11 protein-coding genes, 1 tRNA gene and 3 pseudogenes are annotated in these 14,182 nt (G+C 61.5%); 3 read left to right on the top strand and 12 right to left on the bottom strand.

The genetic code is table 11. The features are described from left to right. Positions 1-49 precede the first annotated feature (49 nt). The 8 genes and pseudogenes from kynU to ACFQAU_RS17645 all read right to left on the bottom strand — a co-directional run bounded on the left by kynU (position 50) and on the right by ACFQAU_RS17645 (position 9,142). Positions 50-1,237 carry a kynureninase gene (gene kynU, locus ACFQAU_RS17610; protein WP_132443586.1) on the bottom strand — a complete coding sequence of 396 codons (1,188 nt, stop codon included), beginning with the start codon at positions 1,235-1,237 and terminating at the stop codon, positions 50-52. Further along, positions 1,238-2,065 (bottom strand): tryptophan 2,3-dioxygenase, encoded by an 828-nt coding sequence (locus ACFQAU_RS17615; RefSeq protein WP_120350831.1) that lies wholly within the window; start codon positions 2,063-2,065, stop codon positions 1,238-1,240. Continuing rightward, positions 2,062-3,684 (bottom strand): AMP-binding protein, encoded by a 1,623-nt coding sequence (locus ACFQAU_RS17620; RefSeq protein WP_132443587.1) that lies wholly within the window; start codon positions 3,682-3,684, stop codon positions 2,062-2,064. Before ACFQAU_RS17620 ends, ACFQAU_RS17615 begins: the two co-directional genes overlap by 4 nt. Further along, positions 3,681-4,831, bottom strand: a pseudogene (locus tag ACFQAU_RS17625) (acyl-CoA dehydrogenase family protein). Before ACFQAU_RS17625 ends, ACFQAU_RS17620 begins: the two are co-directional and overlap by 4 nt. 43 nt (positions 4,832-4,874) lie before the next feature. Then, complete coding sequence (locus tag ACFQAU_RS17630; RefSeq protein WP_120350828.1) at positions 4,875-5,675, bottom strand: enoyl-CoA hydratase family protein; 801 nt, start codon at positions 5,673-5,675, stop codon at positions 4,875-4,877. Further along, on the bottom strand, positions 5,665-6,126 hold the full coding sequence (locus tag ACFQAU_RS17635) for a MarR family winged helix-turn-helix transcriptional regulator (RefSeq protein ID WP_067627975.1): 462 nt from the start codon (positions 6,124-6,126) through the stop codon (positions 5,665-5,667). Before ACFQAU_RS17635 ends, ACFQAU_RS17630 begins: the two co-directional genes overlap by 11 nt. Next, positions 6,123-6,854, bottom strand: coding sequence for an SDR family NAD(P)-dependent oxidoreductase (locus tag ACFQAU_RS17640; RefSeq protein WP_132443589.1), 732 nt, complete (start codon positions 6,852-6,854; stop codon positions 6,123-6,125). Before ACFQAU_RS17640 ends, ACFQAU_RS17635 begins: the two co-directional genes overlap by 4 nt. Beyond that, positions 6,851-9,142, bottom strand: a complete 2,292-nt coding sequence (locus tag ACFQAU_RS17645; RefSeq protein WP_132443590.1) for a bifunctional salicylyl-CoA 5-hydroxylase/oxidoreductase — start codon at positions 9,140-9,142, stop codon at positions 6,851-6,853. The genes ACFQAU_RS17640 and ACFQAU_RS17645 overlap by 4 nt, the downstream gene beginning before the upstream one ends. Positions 9,143-9,323: 181 nt before the next feature. Here ACFQAU_RS17645 and ACFQAU_RS17650 point away from each other — a divergent pair. Then, a pseudogene (locus ACFQAU_RS17650) lies at positions 9,324-10,163 on the top strand (2-dehydro-3-deoxygalactonokinase); the annotation flags it as partial. A gap of 48 nt (positions 10,164-10,211) precedes the next feature. Here ACFQAU_RS17650 and ACFQAU_RS17655 read toward each other — a convergent pair. Then, positions 10,212-10,607, bottom strand: a complete 396-nt coding sequence (locus ACFQAU_RS17655) for a MarR family transcriptional regulator (RefSeq protein ID WP_386283714.1) — start codon at positions 10,605-10,607, stop codon at positions 10,212-10,214. Positions 10,608-10,866: 259 nt separating this feature from the next. Here ACFQAU_RS17655 and ACFQAU_RS17660 point away from each other — a divergent pair. Next, a pseudogene (locus ACFQAU_RS17660) lies at positions 10,867-12,271 on the top strand (pyridoxal phosphate-dependent decarboxylase family protein). Here ACFQAU_RS17660 and ACFQAU_RS17665 read toward each other — a convergent pair. After that, positions 12,268-12,654 (bottom strand): hypothetical protein, encoded by a 387-nt coding sequence (locus tag ACFQAU_RS17665; RefSeq protein WP_386279688.1) that lies wholly within the window; start codon positions 12,652-12,654, stop codon positions 12,268-12,270. The pseudogene ACFQAU_RS17660 and the gene ACFQAU_RS17665 sit on opposite strands and share 4 nt — an antisense overlap. Positions 12,655-12,667: 13 nt before the next feature. Next, a complete protein-coding gene (locus ACFQAU_RS17670) occupies positions 12,668-13,141 on the bottom strand; it encodes a hypothetical protein (protein ID WP_386283718.1) in 474 nt (157 codons plus the stop codon). Positions 13,142-13,268: 127 nt separating this feature from the next. Between ACFQAU_RS17670 and ACFQAU_RS17675 the strand changes: the two genes are divergently transcribed. After that, positions 13,269-13,344, top strand: a tRNA-Thr gene (locus ACFQAU_RS17675). A gap of 344 nt (positions 13,345-13,688) precedes the next feature. On the opposite strand, the gene ACFQAU_RS17680 is transcribed toward ACFQAU_RS17675, so the two are convergent. Continuing rightward, a complete protein-coding gene (locus tag ACFQAU_RS17680; protein WP_206054263.1) occupies positions 13,689-14,138 on the bottom strand; it encodes a hypothetical protein in 450 nt (149 codons plus the stop codon). Positions 14,139-14,182: the final 44 nt, after the last annotated feature.

Raw genomic sequence — 14,182 nt, forward strand, 5'->3', positions numbered from 1 at the left:
CCCGTTCAATTGGGTCGTCTTGCCAGCTTAGCGCCTGCGCCTGATGCTGTCAGGTCACCCGCGCGCGGGTCTTGTATTTTTCGTTATCCCAGAGACGGTTCTCCATCACATCGCGGATAATCGCGACCGCTTTGGAGACATCTTCGGCGTCGATATAAAGCGGCGTGAAGCCAAAACGCATGATGTCAGGCGCGCGGAAATCGCCGATCACGCCGCGGTCGATCACGGCCTGCATCGCGGCATAGCCTTCGTCAAAGCGGAACGACACCTGACTGCCCCGCTCGGCGCTGTTGCGCGGGCTGGCCAGGGTCAGCTGCGGCACGTCGCGCTCGATCTCTTTGATAAACTGCTCTTGCAGCGCGATAGAGGCCGCGCGCAGTTCTTGCATGTCCACATCCGCCCAAAGCTCCATCGCCACTTCAAGCGCGGTCAACTGGATCACCGGCGGGGTGCCGACGCGCATCCGCTCGATCCCCTGTCCGGGCTGGTAGCTCTGCTCAAAAGCGAATGGCTGGCGGTGCCCCAGCCAACCGGCCAGCGCCGGTTGCACTTCGTCGGCCAGATCGGGGCGGACGTAGATGAAGCCCGGCGCACCCGGCCCGCCGTTGAGATACTTGTAGGTACAGCCCACCGCGAACTCGCAGTTGCTGCCCGCAAGGTCCACCGGAAGCGCGCCCGCTGAATGGGCCAGATCCCAGATCATCACCGCGCCATTGGCATGGGCCAATTCGGTGATCGCCTTCATGTCGTGCTTGCGGCCAGTGCGGTAGTCGACCTCGGTCAGCATCACCGCGGCGATATCCTCGCCGATGGCCCCCGTCACCTCTTCTGGCGCCACGGTGCGCAGCTCATAGCCCTGCTCCAAAAGCCCCACCAGCCCCTCGGCCATGTAGAGGTCCGACGGGAAGTTGCCGCTGTCCGACAGGATCACCTTGCGGTTCGGGCGCAGCTTCAGCGCCGAGGCCAGCGCCTGAAAAACCTTGATCGACAGGGTGTCGCCCATAACGACCGAACCTTCCGGCGCGCCAACGATCCCGGCCACCATATTGCCAACGCGGGCGGGCTGTTCCATCCAACCGGCTTGGTTCCAGCCTCGGATCAACATCTCACCCCATTCCGCAGTGATCATCTCCTGCACCCGCGCGGCGGCGGCCTTGGACAATGGCCCCAGCGAATTGCCGTCGAGGTAGATGACGCCCTCCGGTAGGATGAACTGATCTTTTTTCAAAACAGACACTTACAGTGCTCCTCTCACATGCCAAAGCTCAGGGAAAAGCTCCACCTCAAGCATTTTGCGCAGATAGGTCACCCCAGCGGTGCCCCCGGTGCCGCGCTTGAAACCAATGATACGTTCCACGGTGGTCACGTGGTTGAACCGCCAACGCCGGAAGTAGTCTTCGAGATCGACCAGTTTTTCCGCCAATTCGTAGAGTTCCCAATGAGTTGTCGGGTCTTCATAAACCTGTTTCCACAGGGCTTGAACCTCGGCCTTCGGCTGCCAAGCTTGCGGCTCGGGGCTGCCGGCAAGCGACGGCTCCCCCAGCCGCGTGCAAAGCAGATCAATCGCCACCTGATAGAGGCTCGGCTGCTGCATCTCCGCCACCAGCGCCGCATGGGGTTCGGGCGTATGTTCATGCAGTTTGGTCAGCGCCGCGATCCGGTTGCCCAGCAGGTATTCGATCAGACGGTACTGGTAGGACTGAAACCCAGAAGAGGCACCAAGGTGCGGACGGAACTGGGTATATTCGCTCGGCGTCATAGTCCGTAACACATCCCAAGCCGAATTAAGCTGCTCGAAAATCCGTGCCACACGGGTCAACATCTTGAAACTCTGGCGCAATTCCCCTGCCTGAAGCGCCTTTCGGCAGGCGGTCAACTCATGGATCGCCAGTTTCATCCATAGCTCCGAGGTCTGGTGCTGGATGATAAAAAGCAGCCCATCATGCGCCATGTCGAGCGGGTTCTCGGTGGTCAGGATTTGGTCCAGCCCAAGGTAATCGCCATAGGACTTGTCCTTGGCGAAATTCATCTTGGCGCCTTTGGAGGCTTCGTCGAAACTGCTCATGTATCCTCTCTCAGCGCGAAACGCTGGATCTTGCCGGTCGCGGTTTTGGGCAGTTCTTTGATGAAACGAATGTCGCGCGGGTATTTATAGGGTGCGATGGTCGCTTTAACATGATCCTGCAATAGATTGATAGTATTGGCGTCTTCTGGAGTTCCGTCAACCAGAACCACATGCGCCTGAACGATAGAGCCGCGCGCGTCATCCGCGGCGGCCACCACCCCACATTCGCTGACACAAGGATGGCTCAACAGCGCCGCCTCGACCTCCGGCCCGGCGATATTGTAGCCAGAACTGATGATCATATCGTCGTTGCGGGCGGCGAAATGCAGATAGCCATCCTCGTCCATGGTGAAACTGTCGCCGGTGATGTTCCACCCGTCCTTGACATAATCCGCCTGCCGCTTGTCGCCCAAATAGCGGCAGCCGATTGGACCCCGCACGGCCAGACGGCCTACCTCGCCGCGCGGCACCTCGTTTCCGTCCGCATCAATCACCCGCGCCTCATAGCCCGTGACGGGCTTGCCGGTGCAAGCGGCGCGGTGGTCGTCGAAGCGGTTCGAGATGAAGATATGGAGCATTTCCGTCGCGCCGATGCCGTCAAGCATGGGTTTACCGGTCTTTTCCTGCCACTCGTGATAAACCGGTGCAGGCAGCGTCTCTCCGGCGGAAACGGCGGCACGCAGGCTGCTGAGGTCCGCGCCCTCTTCCATCGCCTGCAACATCGCGCGATAGGCGGTGGGCGCGGTGAAACAGACGGTGGCTTTGTACTTCTCGATGATCTCGATCATGTTGGGCGGGCTGGCGGTCTCCAAAAGCGTCGCGGCGGCCCCGAAGCGCAGCGGGAAAACCGCGAGGCCACCAAGGCCAAAGGTAAAGGCCAAGGGCGGCGAGCCGACGAAAACATCCCTTGGCGTGACGTTCAGCACTTCGCGCGCATAGCCATCTGCGATGATCAGAAGATCGCGATGAAAATGCATTGTTGCCTTAGGGTTACCGGTGGTTCCTGAGGTAAAACCCAAGAGCGCCACATCGTCCTGCGCGGTGTCCACCGGCTCGAACTGCACCGGTTTTTCCAGCGCCAACCGGTCCAACTCGGCGTCGTGGTTGCTGGTGCCGTCAAAACCCGCGACCGTTTTGAGGAATTTGGAGGTTTTGGCGCAGGCCGTCATCTCATCCATTAACCGCGTGTCGCAGAGCGCGTGGGTGATCTCGGCCTTGTCGACGATGGCCGCAAGCTCGCCCGCGCGCAGCATCGGCATGGTGTTGACCACAACCGCCCCCGCCTTGGTCGCCGCCAACCAGCAGGCCACCATCGCAGGATTGTTGGCCGAGCGGATCAACACCCGGTTGCCGGGTTTCACCCCCAAATCCTCGACCAGCGCGGAAGCCAGACGGTTGGTCCAGTCAGCCAGTTCCTTATAGGTTCGACGCCGCCCGTTGCCGATCAGTGCGGTGTGGTCGCCAAACCCTTTTTCCACCATCTTGTCAGTGAGTTCGACGCCGACGTTCAGGCGATCGGGATAGTCGAAGCGGTCCAACAGCAAGTCCGGCCACTGGTCGAAGGGCGGCAGGTTTTCACGGGCGAAGGTGTCTTCATGTCCGGTCGGGTGCAGCTTCATGACATGGCTCCCAAAGTCTGGCGGGCGATGACAATACGTTGCACGTCCGACGCGCCCTCGTAAATGCGCAAGGCCCTGATTTCGCGGTAAAGTCGCTCCACTGCCTCGCCATTGCGCACGCCGTCGCCACCGTGCAATTGAACGGCCTTATCGATCACCTTTTGCGCCTGATCCGTGGCGAAAAGCTTGGCCATCGCCGCCTCGCGGGTGACGCGCGGCGCGCCGCTGTCTTTGGTCCAAGCGGCGCGGTAAACCAGCAAAGCGGCGGCATCGACGTCAAGCGCCATGTCCGCGATATGGCCCTGCACCAGTTGCAATTCGCTCAGCGGCGCGCCCTGCACCTGACGGCTGGTGACGCGCAAAAGCGCCTCGTCCAGCGCACGGCGGGCAAAGCCGAGGGCGGCGGCGGCGACGGTGGAGCGGAAGACATCCAGCACCGACATGGCAATGGCAAAGCCGCGCCCCGCCTCACCCAGAAGCGCCGAGCCGGGTAGTTTCACGCCATCGAAATGCAAGGTGGCCAGTGGATGCGGCGCCATAACCTCTAGCCGTTCCTCGACCCTAAGCCCCGGTGTGTCGGCGGGCACGATGAAGGCCGACAACCCCTTGGCGCCCGGTGCCTCTCCGGTGCGGGCGAAGACGGTGTAGACATCCGCGATGCCGCCGTTGGAAATCCACGTCTTGCGCCCGTCGAGCACATAGCCGTTGCCGTCTGACGTGGCTGTCATGGTGGAGTTTGCCACGTCTGAGCCGGACTGCGGCTCGGTTAGGGCAAAGGCCGAAATCGCCTGTCCCGAACGGGTCTTGGGGAGCCATTCGGCCTTTTGCTCATCACTCCCGAAAAGTGAGATCGCGCCGGTGCCAAGCCCTTGCATAGCAAAGGCAAAATCCGCCAACCCGTCATGGCGCGCCAGCGTTTCGCGGATCAGGCAAAGGCTGCGCACATCAAGCACCTCGTCCCCCTCCGCGCCGCTGTGGCGCAGCCAGCCGTCTTGGCCCATCATCGTCACCAGATCGCGGCAGGCCCCATCGGTGTCGCCGTGATCCACGTTCTTCAACTCGCGTGCCGCCCACTCGTCCAGAGCCAGCGCCAACTCCTTGTGGCGCGGCTCAAAAAAGGCCAGTCGAGAAAACTTTTGTCAGCCATGGTTTACGCCTCCCCGCGTGTTTATCTTTTGGCTATTCGTATCTCAGTCCCCTTCGAAGACCGGGCGTTCCTTGGCGACGAAAGCGTTGTAGGCGCGTTCAAAATCGCCCGTTTGCATGCAGATCGCCTGTGCTTGCGCCTCGGCTTCGATCGCTTGTTCGATGGACATCGCCCATTCTTGGGCCAGCATCGTCTTGGTCATCATATGCGCGAAATTCGGGCCGGCTTGGATTTTCTGCGCCAGTTTAAGCGCCTCATCTTCCAGCGTCTCACCTGTCACCAGCCGGTTGTAGAAACCCCAGCGTTCCCCTTCTTCGGCAGACATGGCGCGCCCGGTGTAGAGCAGTTCGGCCGCCCGTGTCTGGCCGATGATGCGCGGCAGGATCGCGCAGGCGCCCATGTCGCAGCCCGCAAGGCCTACGCGGGTGAACAAAAAGGCGGTCTTGGCCTCTGCCGTTGCCAGCCGCAGGTCCGAGGCCATGGCGATGATCGCGCCCGCGCCCACGCAGACACCATCGACGGCGGCAATGACCGGCTTGCCACAGTTCACGATGGCCTTGACCAAATCGCCGGTCATACGGGTGAAACGCAGCAGTTCCTTCATGTTCATGCGGGTCAACGGACCAATGATATCATGCACATCTCCGCCAGAGCTAAAGTTACCGCCATTGGAGCCGAAGATCACCACATCGACATCATCGGCATAGACCAGATCGCGGAACCAGTCGCGCAGCTCGGCGTAGCTGTCGAAGGTCAGCGGGTTCTTGCGGTCAGGCCGGTCAAGCCGCACGGTGGCGATCCGGTCTTTGATTTCACATTGGAAATGCGTCACATCACTGCGCATTGGCTTTTTCCTTTTCTTCCGTTTGGGCGGCGAAAGCCTGCAGGCGGGCCGCCATGGCGCGGGCTTCCTCGGAGGAGATTCCGCGCAGTTTTTCGTTGATCCAGTCTTCATGCGCCTGCGCTTGGCGGGCGAATTGCGCCGTGCCCGCGGGGGTCAAGCGCAGCATCATCGCGCGGCGGTCGCCGGGGACCGGGATGCGTTCGACCAGCCCCTCCTCGCTCAGACGATCGGCGATGCCGGTGACATTGCCGTTGGACACGCGCAGCACGCCCGAAAGCTGGCTCATCTTCAGCCCTTCGGGATGGCGCGAGAGGGCCGACATCACGTCGAACCGCGGCAGCGTCGTGTTATGCTCACGCCGCAGCGTATCGCGCAATTCCTGCTCCAACCCGCGCACGACTTTCAGCAGCCGCAGCCAGAGGCGCACGCGATCCTTGGCCACGTCGCTCATACTTCGCCCCCCGATAGCGCCAGCGCGTGGCCGTTGACCGAAGCCGCGGCGTCCGACAGCAGGTAGAGCACGGCACCGGCGACCTCGGAGGTTTCGACAAAGCGGTTCTGCGGGCTGGCGCGTTTCAGCAAGGCGCGGGCCTCCTCGGCGCTTTTGCCGGTGGTGGCGGTAATATTCTCGACCGAGCGTTCCAAGAGCGGCGTGTCGATGAAGCCCGGGCAAATCGCGTTCACGGTGATGCCCGTGCGCGCCAGTTCCAACGCCAGCGCGCGGGTCAGACCGACGACCCCATGTTTCGCCGCGACATAGCCCGCAACGTAAGGATAGCCCTTGAGCCCCGCGGTGGAGGCCACGGCGATCAAACGCCCCTGCCCGGCGTCTTTCATCTCCGACAGCGCGGCCTGCCAGACGTTAAAGACGCCGGTAACGTTCACCGCCATCATATCACTCATGTCCTGCGCTGTGATCTTGTGGAAAGGCGCGGAATGCGCCGCCCCCGCATTGGCGATGACGCCGGTGATCGGGCCATTCTCGGCGCGGGCGGCGGCGAAGGCCGCTTGTACGGCATCCGCATCGGTCACGTCGCAGGTCTGAAACGGCAGGCCCTGCTCGCGCAGGGGTGCTTCGCGGCGGCCCATGATCGTGACCTTGGCGCCGGTCCCGGCCACCGTATGGGCGATCTCGGCCCCTACGCCGGTGCCGCCGCCGGTGATGACGATATGGCTCATACTTTCTCCATCTCCGCCGCGCGGTCTGCCAGACGCCATGCCTGATCGCGGCCCGGGCCGTAAGGCAGCGGCCAAGCGGCGTGGCGGTCGCCGATGGCGGCGGCGGCGTGCAAGGTCCAATAGGGATCGGCCAGATGTGGCCGGGCAAGGCAGACCAGATCGGCACGCCCCGCCATCAGGATCGAGTTGACGTGGTCGGCCTCATAGATGTTGCCCACGGCCATGGTCTTGATGCCGCCATCGTTGCGGATGCGGTCGCTGAACGGGGTCTGGAACATGCGGCCATAGACGGGCTTGGCCTGTTTCGAGGTCTGGCCTGCCGAGACGTCGATGATATCGGCCCCCGCGTCGCTGAACATACGGGCGATTTCAACGGCTTCGTCGGGGGTCACGCCGTCTTCTTCGACCCAATCGTTGGCCGAGATGCGCACCGCCATCGGCTTGCCCCCGGGCCAAGCGTCGCGCATCGCTTTGAAGACCTCAAGCGGGTAGCGCATGCGGTTTTCAAGACTGCCGCCATAGGCATCCTCGCGCTGGTTCGACAGCGGCGAGATGAAGGACGAGATCAAGTAGCCGTGCGCGGCATGCAGTTCGACCATGTCGAAGTTGGCCCGCTCGGCCATGCGGGTGGCTGCGACGAATTCGTCGCGGATCGCGTCCATGTCTGCGCGTGTCGCCGCTTTGGGCAGGGCATTGTTTTCCGACCACGGGATCGCGGAAGCCGAGATGATGTCCCAGTTGCCCGCCTTGAGCGGCGCGTCCATCTCTTCCCAACCCAGTTGGGTGGAGCCCTTGCGGCCCGAGTGGCCAATCTGGCAGCAAATCTTCGCCTCGGTTTCGGCATGAACGAAATCGGTCAGGCGCATCCACGCGGCCTCGTGCTCGGGTGCATAAAGGCCCGGACAGCCCGGCGTGATGCGGCCCTCGGGCGAGACGCAGGTCATCTCGGTATAGACCAGCCCCGCGCCGCCCTTGGCGCGTTCGGCGTAATGCACGAAATGCCAGTCGGTCGGGCAGCCATCGACGGCCTTGTACTGCGCCATCGGCGAGACGACGATGCGGTTTTCAAGCTTCATGTCACGCAGTTGAAACGGCGCGAACATCGGCGCGCGGACGGGGCCATTGCTGTCGGCACCCGCTTGGTCGAGGAACCATTTCTCGGCTCCTTCCAGCCACTTGGGGTCACGCTCGCGCAGGTTTTCGTGGCTGATCCGCTGGCTGCGGGTCAGCATGGAATAGTTCAACTGCACCGGGTCCAGATCGAGGTAACGCTCAACATCCTCAAACCATTCGACCGAGTTGCGCGCCGCCGATTGCAGACGCAGCACTTCAAGGCGGCGGGCTTCTTCGTATTTCTCGAACGCCGTGGTCAGGTCTTTGTCGTCGCTGACATGTTTCGCCAGCGAGATCGCAGATTCCAGCGCCAGTTTCGTCCCCGACCCGATCGAGAAATGCGCCGTGGCCGAGGCATCGCCCAGAAGCACGACATTCTCGTGGCTCCACTTTTCGCAAAGCACGCGGGGGAACTTGATCCAAGCCGAGCCGCGGATGTGGCTGGCGTTGGTCATCAGTTTGTGGCCGTCGAGGTGGTCCTTGAAGATCTCTTCGCAGATCGCGATGGTCTCTTCTTGGGTCTTTTCACCAAATCCATAGGCGTCAAAGGTGTCTTGGCTACATTCGACGATGAAAGTCGCCGTGTCTTTGTCGAACTGATAGGCGTGGACCCAGATCCAGCCTTTGTCTGTCTTTTCAAAGATGAAGGTAAAAGCGTTGTCGAATTTCTGATGCGTGCCGAGCCAGACGAAGGGGCAGCGGCGCACGTCGATGTCTGGTTTAAAGGTTTCTTCGAATTCCATCCGGGTTCTGGAGTTCAGACCGTCGGAGGCGACCACCAGATCGTAGTCATCCATGTATTCGGAGGCATCCTTGACCTCGGTCTCGAACTGCAGGTTCACGCCCAACGCGCGCGCCCGCTCTTGCAAGATCAGCAGCAGCCGCTTGCGCCCAATACCGCAGAAACCATGGCCGGTGCTGTGGATCACGTTGCCCTTGTGGTGCAGGGCGATATCGTCCCAATAGGCGAAATGGCTGCGGATTTCGCGTGCCGAGACGGGGTCGTTAACCTCAAGATTATCCAGCGTTTCATCCGACAGCACAACGCCCCAGCCGAAGGTATCATCGGCGCGGTTGCGTTCCAGCACCGTCACATCGGCCTCGGGCTGGCGCAGTTTCAGCGAAATCGCGAAGTACAGCCCCGCAGGACCGCCGCCAAGACAGATTGCACGCATCGAAATTCCCCTCTGGTTCGCTTTGGAACGGAGCCTAGGCTGAGTCGCTTTTTCATTCAAGGATAAATATTTTATGCTTGAAGTAATCGGGCAGTCGCACGGCTGACAGGGCATCGGACGCATTGAACCCGCAGCCCACAGGGCCTATGCCAGACGGAAATTCACGACGAGAGGCGGTGCGATGACCGATGTAAGCAAAGCAGACTGGCTGGCGGTTGAGGTCCAAGACGCGCGGTTGCAGGTCTGGGCGATGCAGGGCGGATCGGCGCTAGAGACCGCCACGGCGGAGTGCGACCCGGCGGGCCTGACCAGCGCCTCGGCCTTTGACGCCGCGCTCAAGACACTCACCGCGCCGTGGCAATTGCCGCGTTTGCCGGTCTTCGTGGCGGGCCTGCCCGTAGGCTGGACCGACGCCGCGCCCCGCATGGTGCCCTGCACCGCCACTGCCGAAGGTGCGACGCCTCTCCCCACGGATAACTTCGACCTTCAGGTCATCCCCGCCCTGCGGCAGCAAAGCCCCAGCGGGCTGCTACGAGGGGCCGAGACACAGATCGCGGGCTTTCTGAGCCTCAACAAAGACTGGGACGGGGTGATCTGCTTGCCAGGCGCGACTTCGGTCTGGGCGCAGATCAGCGCGGGCGAAGTGGTGAGCTTTCAGACTTTCCTGACCGGGGAATTGCTGGACCTTTTGGGCGACGGCACCCCAGCCGAGGGCACGGCGCTGGACGACACGGCCTTTGACGATGCGCTCAGCGATGGGCTGTCGCGGCCCGAGCGGCTGGCGGGGCGTTTGGCCTCCATCCGGGCTGATCTGGCTTTGAACGATATCCCGCCGCCCACGGCAGAGGCGCGGTTGGCTGGCACGCTGATCGGCGCGGAACTTGCGGCGGCACGGGCCTATTGGCTGGGGCAAACGCTGGCGGTGATCGGCACGGGCGGCGCGGCGCAGCTTTACCTGCGGGCCCTGACCCAGCAGGGCGCCCCGGCGACAGAGTCCGAGGGCAGCCGCATGGCGCTGGCCGGAATTTGCGCGGTGCGGCGGGCAGCAAAGGGGGCTAACCCCTACGCGTCAGTCTTTCTTTGGCCCGTCGGTCTTTTTCTGCATGTCCAGATTGACGAGGTCTTCGAGCATATCCAGCAGGTCTTCCATCCGCTGCTTGCCGAAACGGGCCTCGAAATCGGAAAACAGCGCCGCGGCATCGCCCGCGTGGTCTTGTAAAATCTGTTGGCCCTGATCGGTGATCGTGACGATGGACTTGCGCCCGTCGTCCGGATCGCTGGCACGGCTCAGCAGCCCCTCTTCCTCCATCGCGCGCAACATGCGTGTCAAGCTCGGCAGCAGCAGACAGGCTTGCTGCGCCAGTGCTGTCTGCTCCATCGGGCCAGATTCCTCGACGACGCGCAACACGCGAAACTTCTGTTCCGAGATGCCGCTTTCGTTCAGGATTTCCCGGATCGGCCCCATCACCCTTTCCCGCGCGCGCAAAAGCGCAATCGGAAGGGAGCGGGCAGTGCGGCGCAGGGGGCATTGTGGCCATTCTTGACGGTTTCCTGATCGCTACTTACCAAGTCAAAGAGCGCCCAAAAGGGCGTGACGATCACCATAACCGCTGCGGCATCATTCTTGAAGAGGCCAAGCCGCGCGGAACAACAGTGAGACAATACAACAACATGGGGCACAGATCACGTATGACAACCAAGATTATAGGCCAAAGGAGCCGCGGATGAACTGGGAGGATTTCCGCCAGTGGGGCCGCCGTGCGGCCGATTGGGCCGCAGACTACCACGCGGGCCTGCGCAATGAACCCGTCCGCGCACAGGTCGCCCCCGGTGCCGTGCTCTCTGCCCTGCCCGACGCCCCGCCCGAAGGGGCCGAGGCGATGCAGGCGATTTTCGACGATTTTGAGCAGACCATCATGCCCGGCATGACCCATTGGCAGCACCCCGGTTCTTTGCGTATTTCCCGGCCAATGCCGCGCCTGTCTCGGTGCTGGCGGAATATTTCGTCTCTGCCATCGCGGCGCAGTGCATGCTGTGGCAAACCTCTCCGGCGGCGACAGAGCTGGAAACCCGCGTCTGCGATTGGATGCGCCAAGCGATCGGTCTGCCCGATGGGTTCACCGGCGTGATCCAAGACAGCGCCAGTTCCGCCACGCTTTGCGCCGTGCTGACGATGCGTGAGCGGGCATTGGATTGGCAGGGCAACAAGGCAGGTCTGTCGGGCCAGCCGCGCCTGCGGGTCTATTGCTCGGCAGAGGTGCACACCTCGGTCGACCGCGCCATTTGGATTGCGGGGCTGGGCGAAGAGAACCTTGTGCGTATCCCTACCCACGGCCCAACCCGCGCGATGGATGCCGATGCCTTGCGCGCCGCCATCGCTGCCGACCGCGCGGCGGGGCATCTGCCGGCGGGGATCATCGCCTGCACCGGCGGCACCAGCGCGGGTGCCAGCGATGACATCGCCGCCGTGATGGATGTGGCCGAGGCCGAAGGGCTCTACACCCATGTCGATGCCGCATGGGCCGGATCAGCGATGATCTGTCCAGAGTTCCGCGCCCTTTGGGCCGGGGTCGAACGCGCCGATTCCGTGGTAATGAACCCGCATAAATGGCTGGGCGCGCAGTTTGATTGCACCACGCATTTTCTGCGCAATCCTGACGATCTGGTCCGCACGCTGGCGATCCAGCCGGAGTATCTGAAGACCCACGGCGCGGATGGGATTGTGAACTATTCCGAATGGTCGGTGCCTTTGGGCCGCCGCTTCCGGGCACTGAAACTATGGTTCCTGATCCGTGCCCATGGGCTGGAAGGGCTGCGCGAGATGATCCGCAACCATGTGACATGGGCGCAGGACTTGGCCGCACGGCTGGAGGCGACGGAAGGGTTCGAGATCGTGACCCCGCCAATGCTCTCCTCTTCACCTTCCGCCATTTGGCGACCGCAGACCTTGAGGCGCATAACCAAAAGTTGCTCAATCGGATCAACGACGATGGGCGGATCTACCTGACCCAGACCCGCATCGACGGGGCTTTGGTGATCCGCTTTCAGGCAGGCGCCTTCACCGCCACAGCCGAGGATGTGGCCATGGCCTATGACGTGATCACCAAACTGGCTGAAGCCAATGTTTAAGGCGCGATCAGGCTGACGCACGGCATGGCGCGGATGACTTCGACATCCGCGTCATAAAGCGCCGTCATCCGCTCGACCAATTCCTCGGTCCAGCCGGGCATGTCGAGTTCTTCCTCGATCTCTTCTTCCAGCGCGTATTTGTCGAGAAACGCTGTGATTACCCTCCGTTTCTGCGCCTCGGACATCTCTGGATGGGTGTCGAGATAGCTGCGGAACCGCCGCATCCCCTCTTCGGACATGATGGCGTGCAGCAGATCAAAGCCGCCTTTGATCTTGGTCTCCGGCTCCAATCCGGCCATCTCGCGGATGATCTGCGCCCAGATCAGCGGCGTGTCTTCGTTGCACCAGACCGTGATCGGAATGCCCGGCGCCGCTTCGCGCAATTGGGCAATCGTCTCAGACCAGCGCAGGTCTTCCGGCCCCCGCTCCCCCAGAAGGCCGCCGAAGTCTTGTCGGCCGCTTTGTCATAGAGCACCGGCACCAGCGACGCGGGGTTTCGGATCGCCATAAAGATGCGATCTCGTCCTCGGGGAACAGCTGCGCCATGCGCAACATCCGAACGGCGGCGGCGGGATAGAGCACCCCCTCTTGCAACGCCGTGGCGGGCGAGCGAAAGAAATTCGCATCCGACAGGATCACCCGGCTGGCTGTGCCCTCATCAAGAATCGCATCAAGCAGAACATCCCGCGCCACCTCAGAAGGCTCTGCCTTGTGCATCGCGTTGAGCGTATCGCGAAACAGATTGCGATAGGTGCTGGGCCCGGGCACTTTGACGCCGGTTTTGGCAAAATCATCCTGATTGCGCAGCAGGCATTTCAGCAGCCGCTCGTCTTCCGTGAAATGAACACCTGTGTGCAAAACGAGTTGCATGATACTCCGCTCAACCTTGAAAATCTTGGCGATGAATAGCCCGTCCCGCGCCGCGTGTAAAATCCGAAAGAAACTCTCATTTCCCCTCTTGCACCCCCCGCGCCATTTCTCTAAATGAGCCCTCAGTGCCCCTATAGCTCAGCTGGTAGAGCAACTGATTTGTAATCAGTAGGTCCGCGGTTCGAGTCCGTGTGGGGGCACCACTTAATCCTTAAAATTCAGACCTTTGGCGCTTCGTCCGAATTTGGCCGTCCGACCGTCCGAACCCGTCCGAGTCGGACGGCGGCCATTCATATCGCCAGCATCCCAGTTGCCAGCTGTCGACAGGGTCGACACATGCGATGATGTGGGCCTTCGGATTTGAATGCAGTCCGGCAGGTGATGCACGGCCGCTGGGATAACTTCTCGTCGCGTGTGAGACGATTAATGAATGCAAAAGCCCGCTCTTCAGTTTTATAAACACTGCCTACAGGTCGCCCATTCTTATGCACCTGCCAACCTTCACCGCATCCAATTACGTCAAACATGAGTTCCTCCAATAAAGCTATCAGGCTCGCCCGCTACGTTCGTGCTGTGGAGCTGGTTTTCCGAAAGGATCAGGCCATTGCGGATCGACGCCAGTCTGCCCCTTGATGACAAGAGACACTGCATCGCGCATGAGCGCCATGAAAATCTGCTTCGCACTCTCGTCTTGGACGAATGCCATCTGGATCGAGCCCAAAAACAGCGCGCCATCCATGGTCTTTGGCAATGCGTAGTATGCGACCCATAGATCACCTTCGACACGCATCGCCAGCCTGCCCATTTCCTGTTTCTGGTTCATGCTTTTTTCCTCAGGCTTAGTTGGTTTTAAATAGATGGGGATGGATTTGGCGCGCTGACCGTTCGATCCATGGGGCTCGATGCGTGATACAAATGCGCCAAATCTGCCAGCGGATGAAATTCGCGCACCTGAACCGTGCGAAATATGGCTTGCGATAGTATCCACCGTTTTCAATAGAAATTAGCCTCGCCGTGGGCAGCTTCTTTCTGATGCTTTTA

Origin of the sequence: Sulfitobacter profundi (assembly GCF_042661425.1) — a bacterium.
Lineage (GTDB): Bacteria > Pseudomonadota > Alphaproteobacteria > Rhodobacterales > Rhodobacteraceae > Sulfitobacter > Sulfitobacter profundi.

What these genes read in the sequence shown, in the direction of transcription:
- ACFQAU_RS17655 (WP_386283714.1), bottom strand. Translation starts at nt 10,607, where the DNA reads ATGGGGCCGATCCGGGAAATCCTGAACGAAAGCGGCATCTCGGAACAG.
- ACFQAU_RS17630 (WP_120350828.1), bottom strand. Translation starts at nt 5,675, where the DNA reads ATGCGCAGTGATGTGACGCATTTCCAATGTGAAATCAAAGACCGGATC.
- ACFQAU_RS17620 (WP_132443587.1), bottom strand. Translation starts at nt 3,684, where the DNA reads ATGAAGCTGCACCCGACCGGACATGAAGACACCTTCGCCCGTGAAAAC.
- ACFQAU_RS17640 (WP_132443589.1), bottom strand. Translation starts at nt 6,854, where the DNA reads ATGAGCCATATCGTCATCACCGGCGGCGGCACCGGCGTAGGGGCCGAG.
- ACFQAU_RS17645 (WP_132443590.1), bottom strand. Translation starts at nt 9,142, where the DNA reads ATGCGTGCAATCTGTCTTGGCGGCGGTCCTGCGGGGCTGTACTTCGCG.
- ACFQAU_RS17670 (WP_386283718.1), bottom strand. Translation starts at nt 13,141, where the DNA reads ATGCAACTCGTTTTGCACACAGGTGTTCATTTCACGGAAGACGAGCGG.
- ACFQAU_RS17635 (WP_067627975.1), bottom strand. Translation starts at nt 6,126, where the DNA reads ATGAGCGACGTGGCCAAGGATCGCGTGCGCCTCTGGCTGCGGCTGCTG.
- ACFQAU_RS17615 (WP_120350831.1), bottom strand. Translation starts at nt 2,065, where the DNA reads ATGAGCAGTTTCGACGAAGCCTCCAAAGGCGCCAAGATGAATTTCGCC.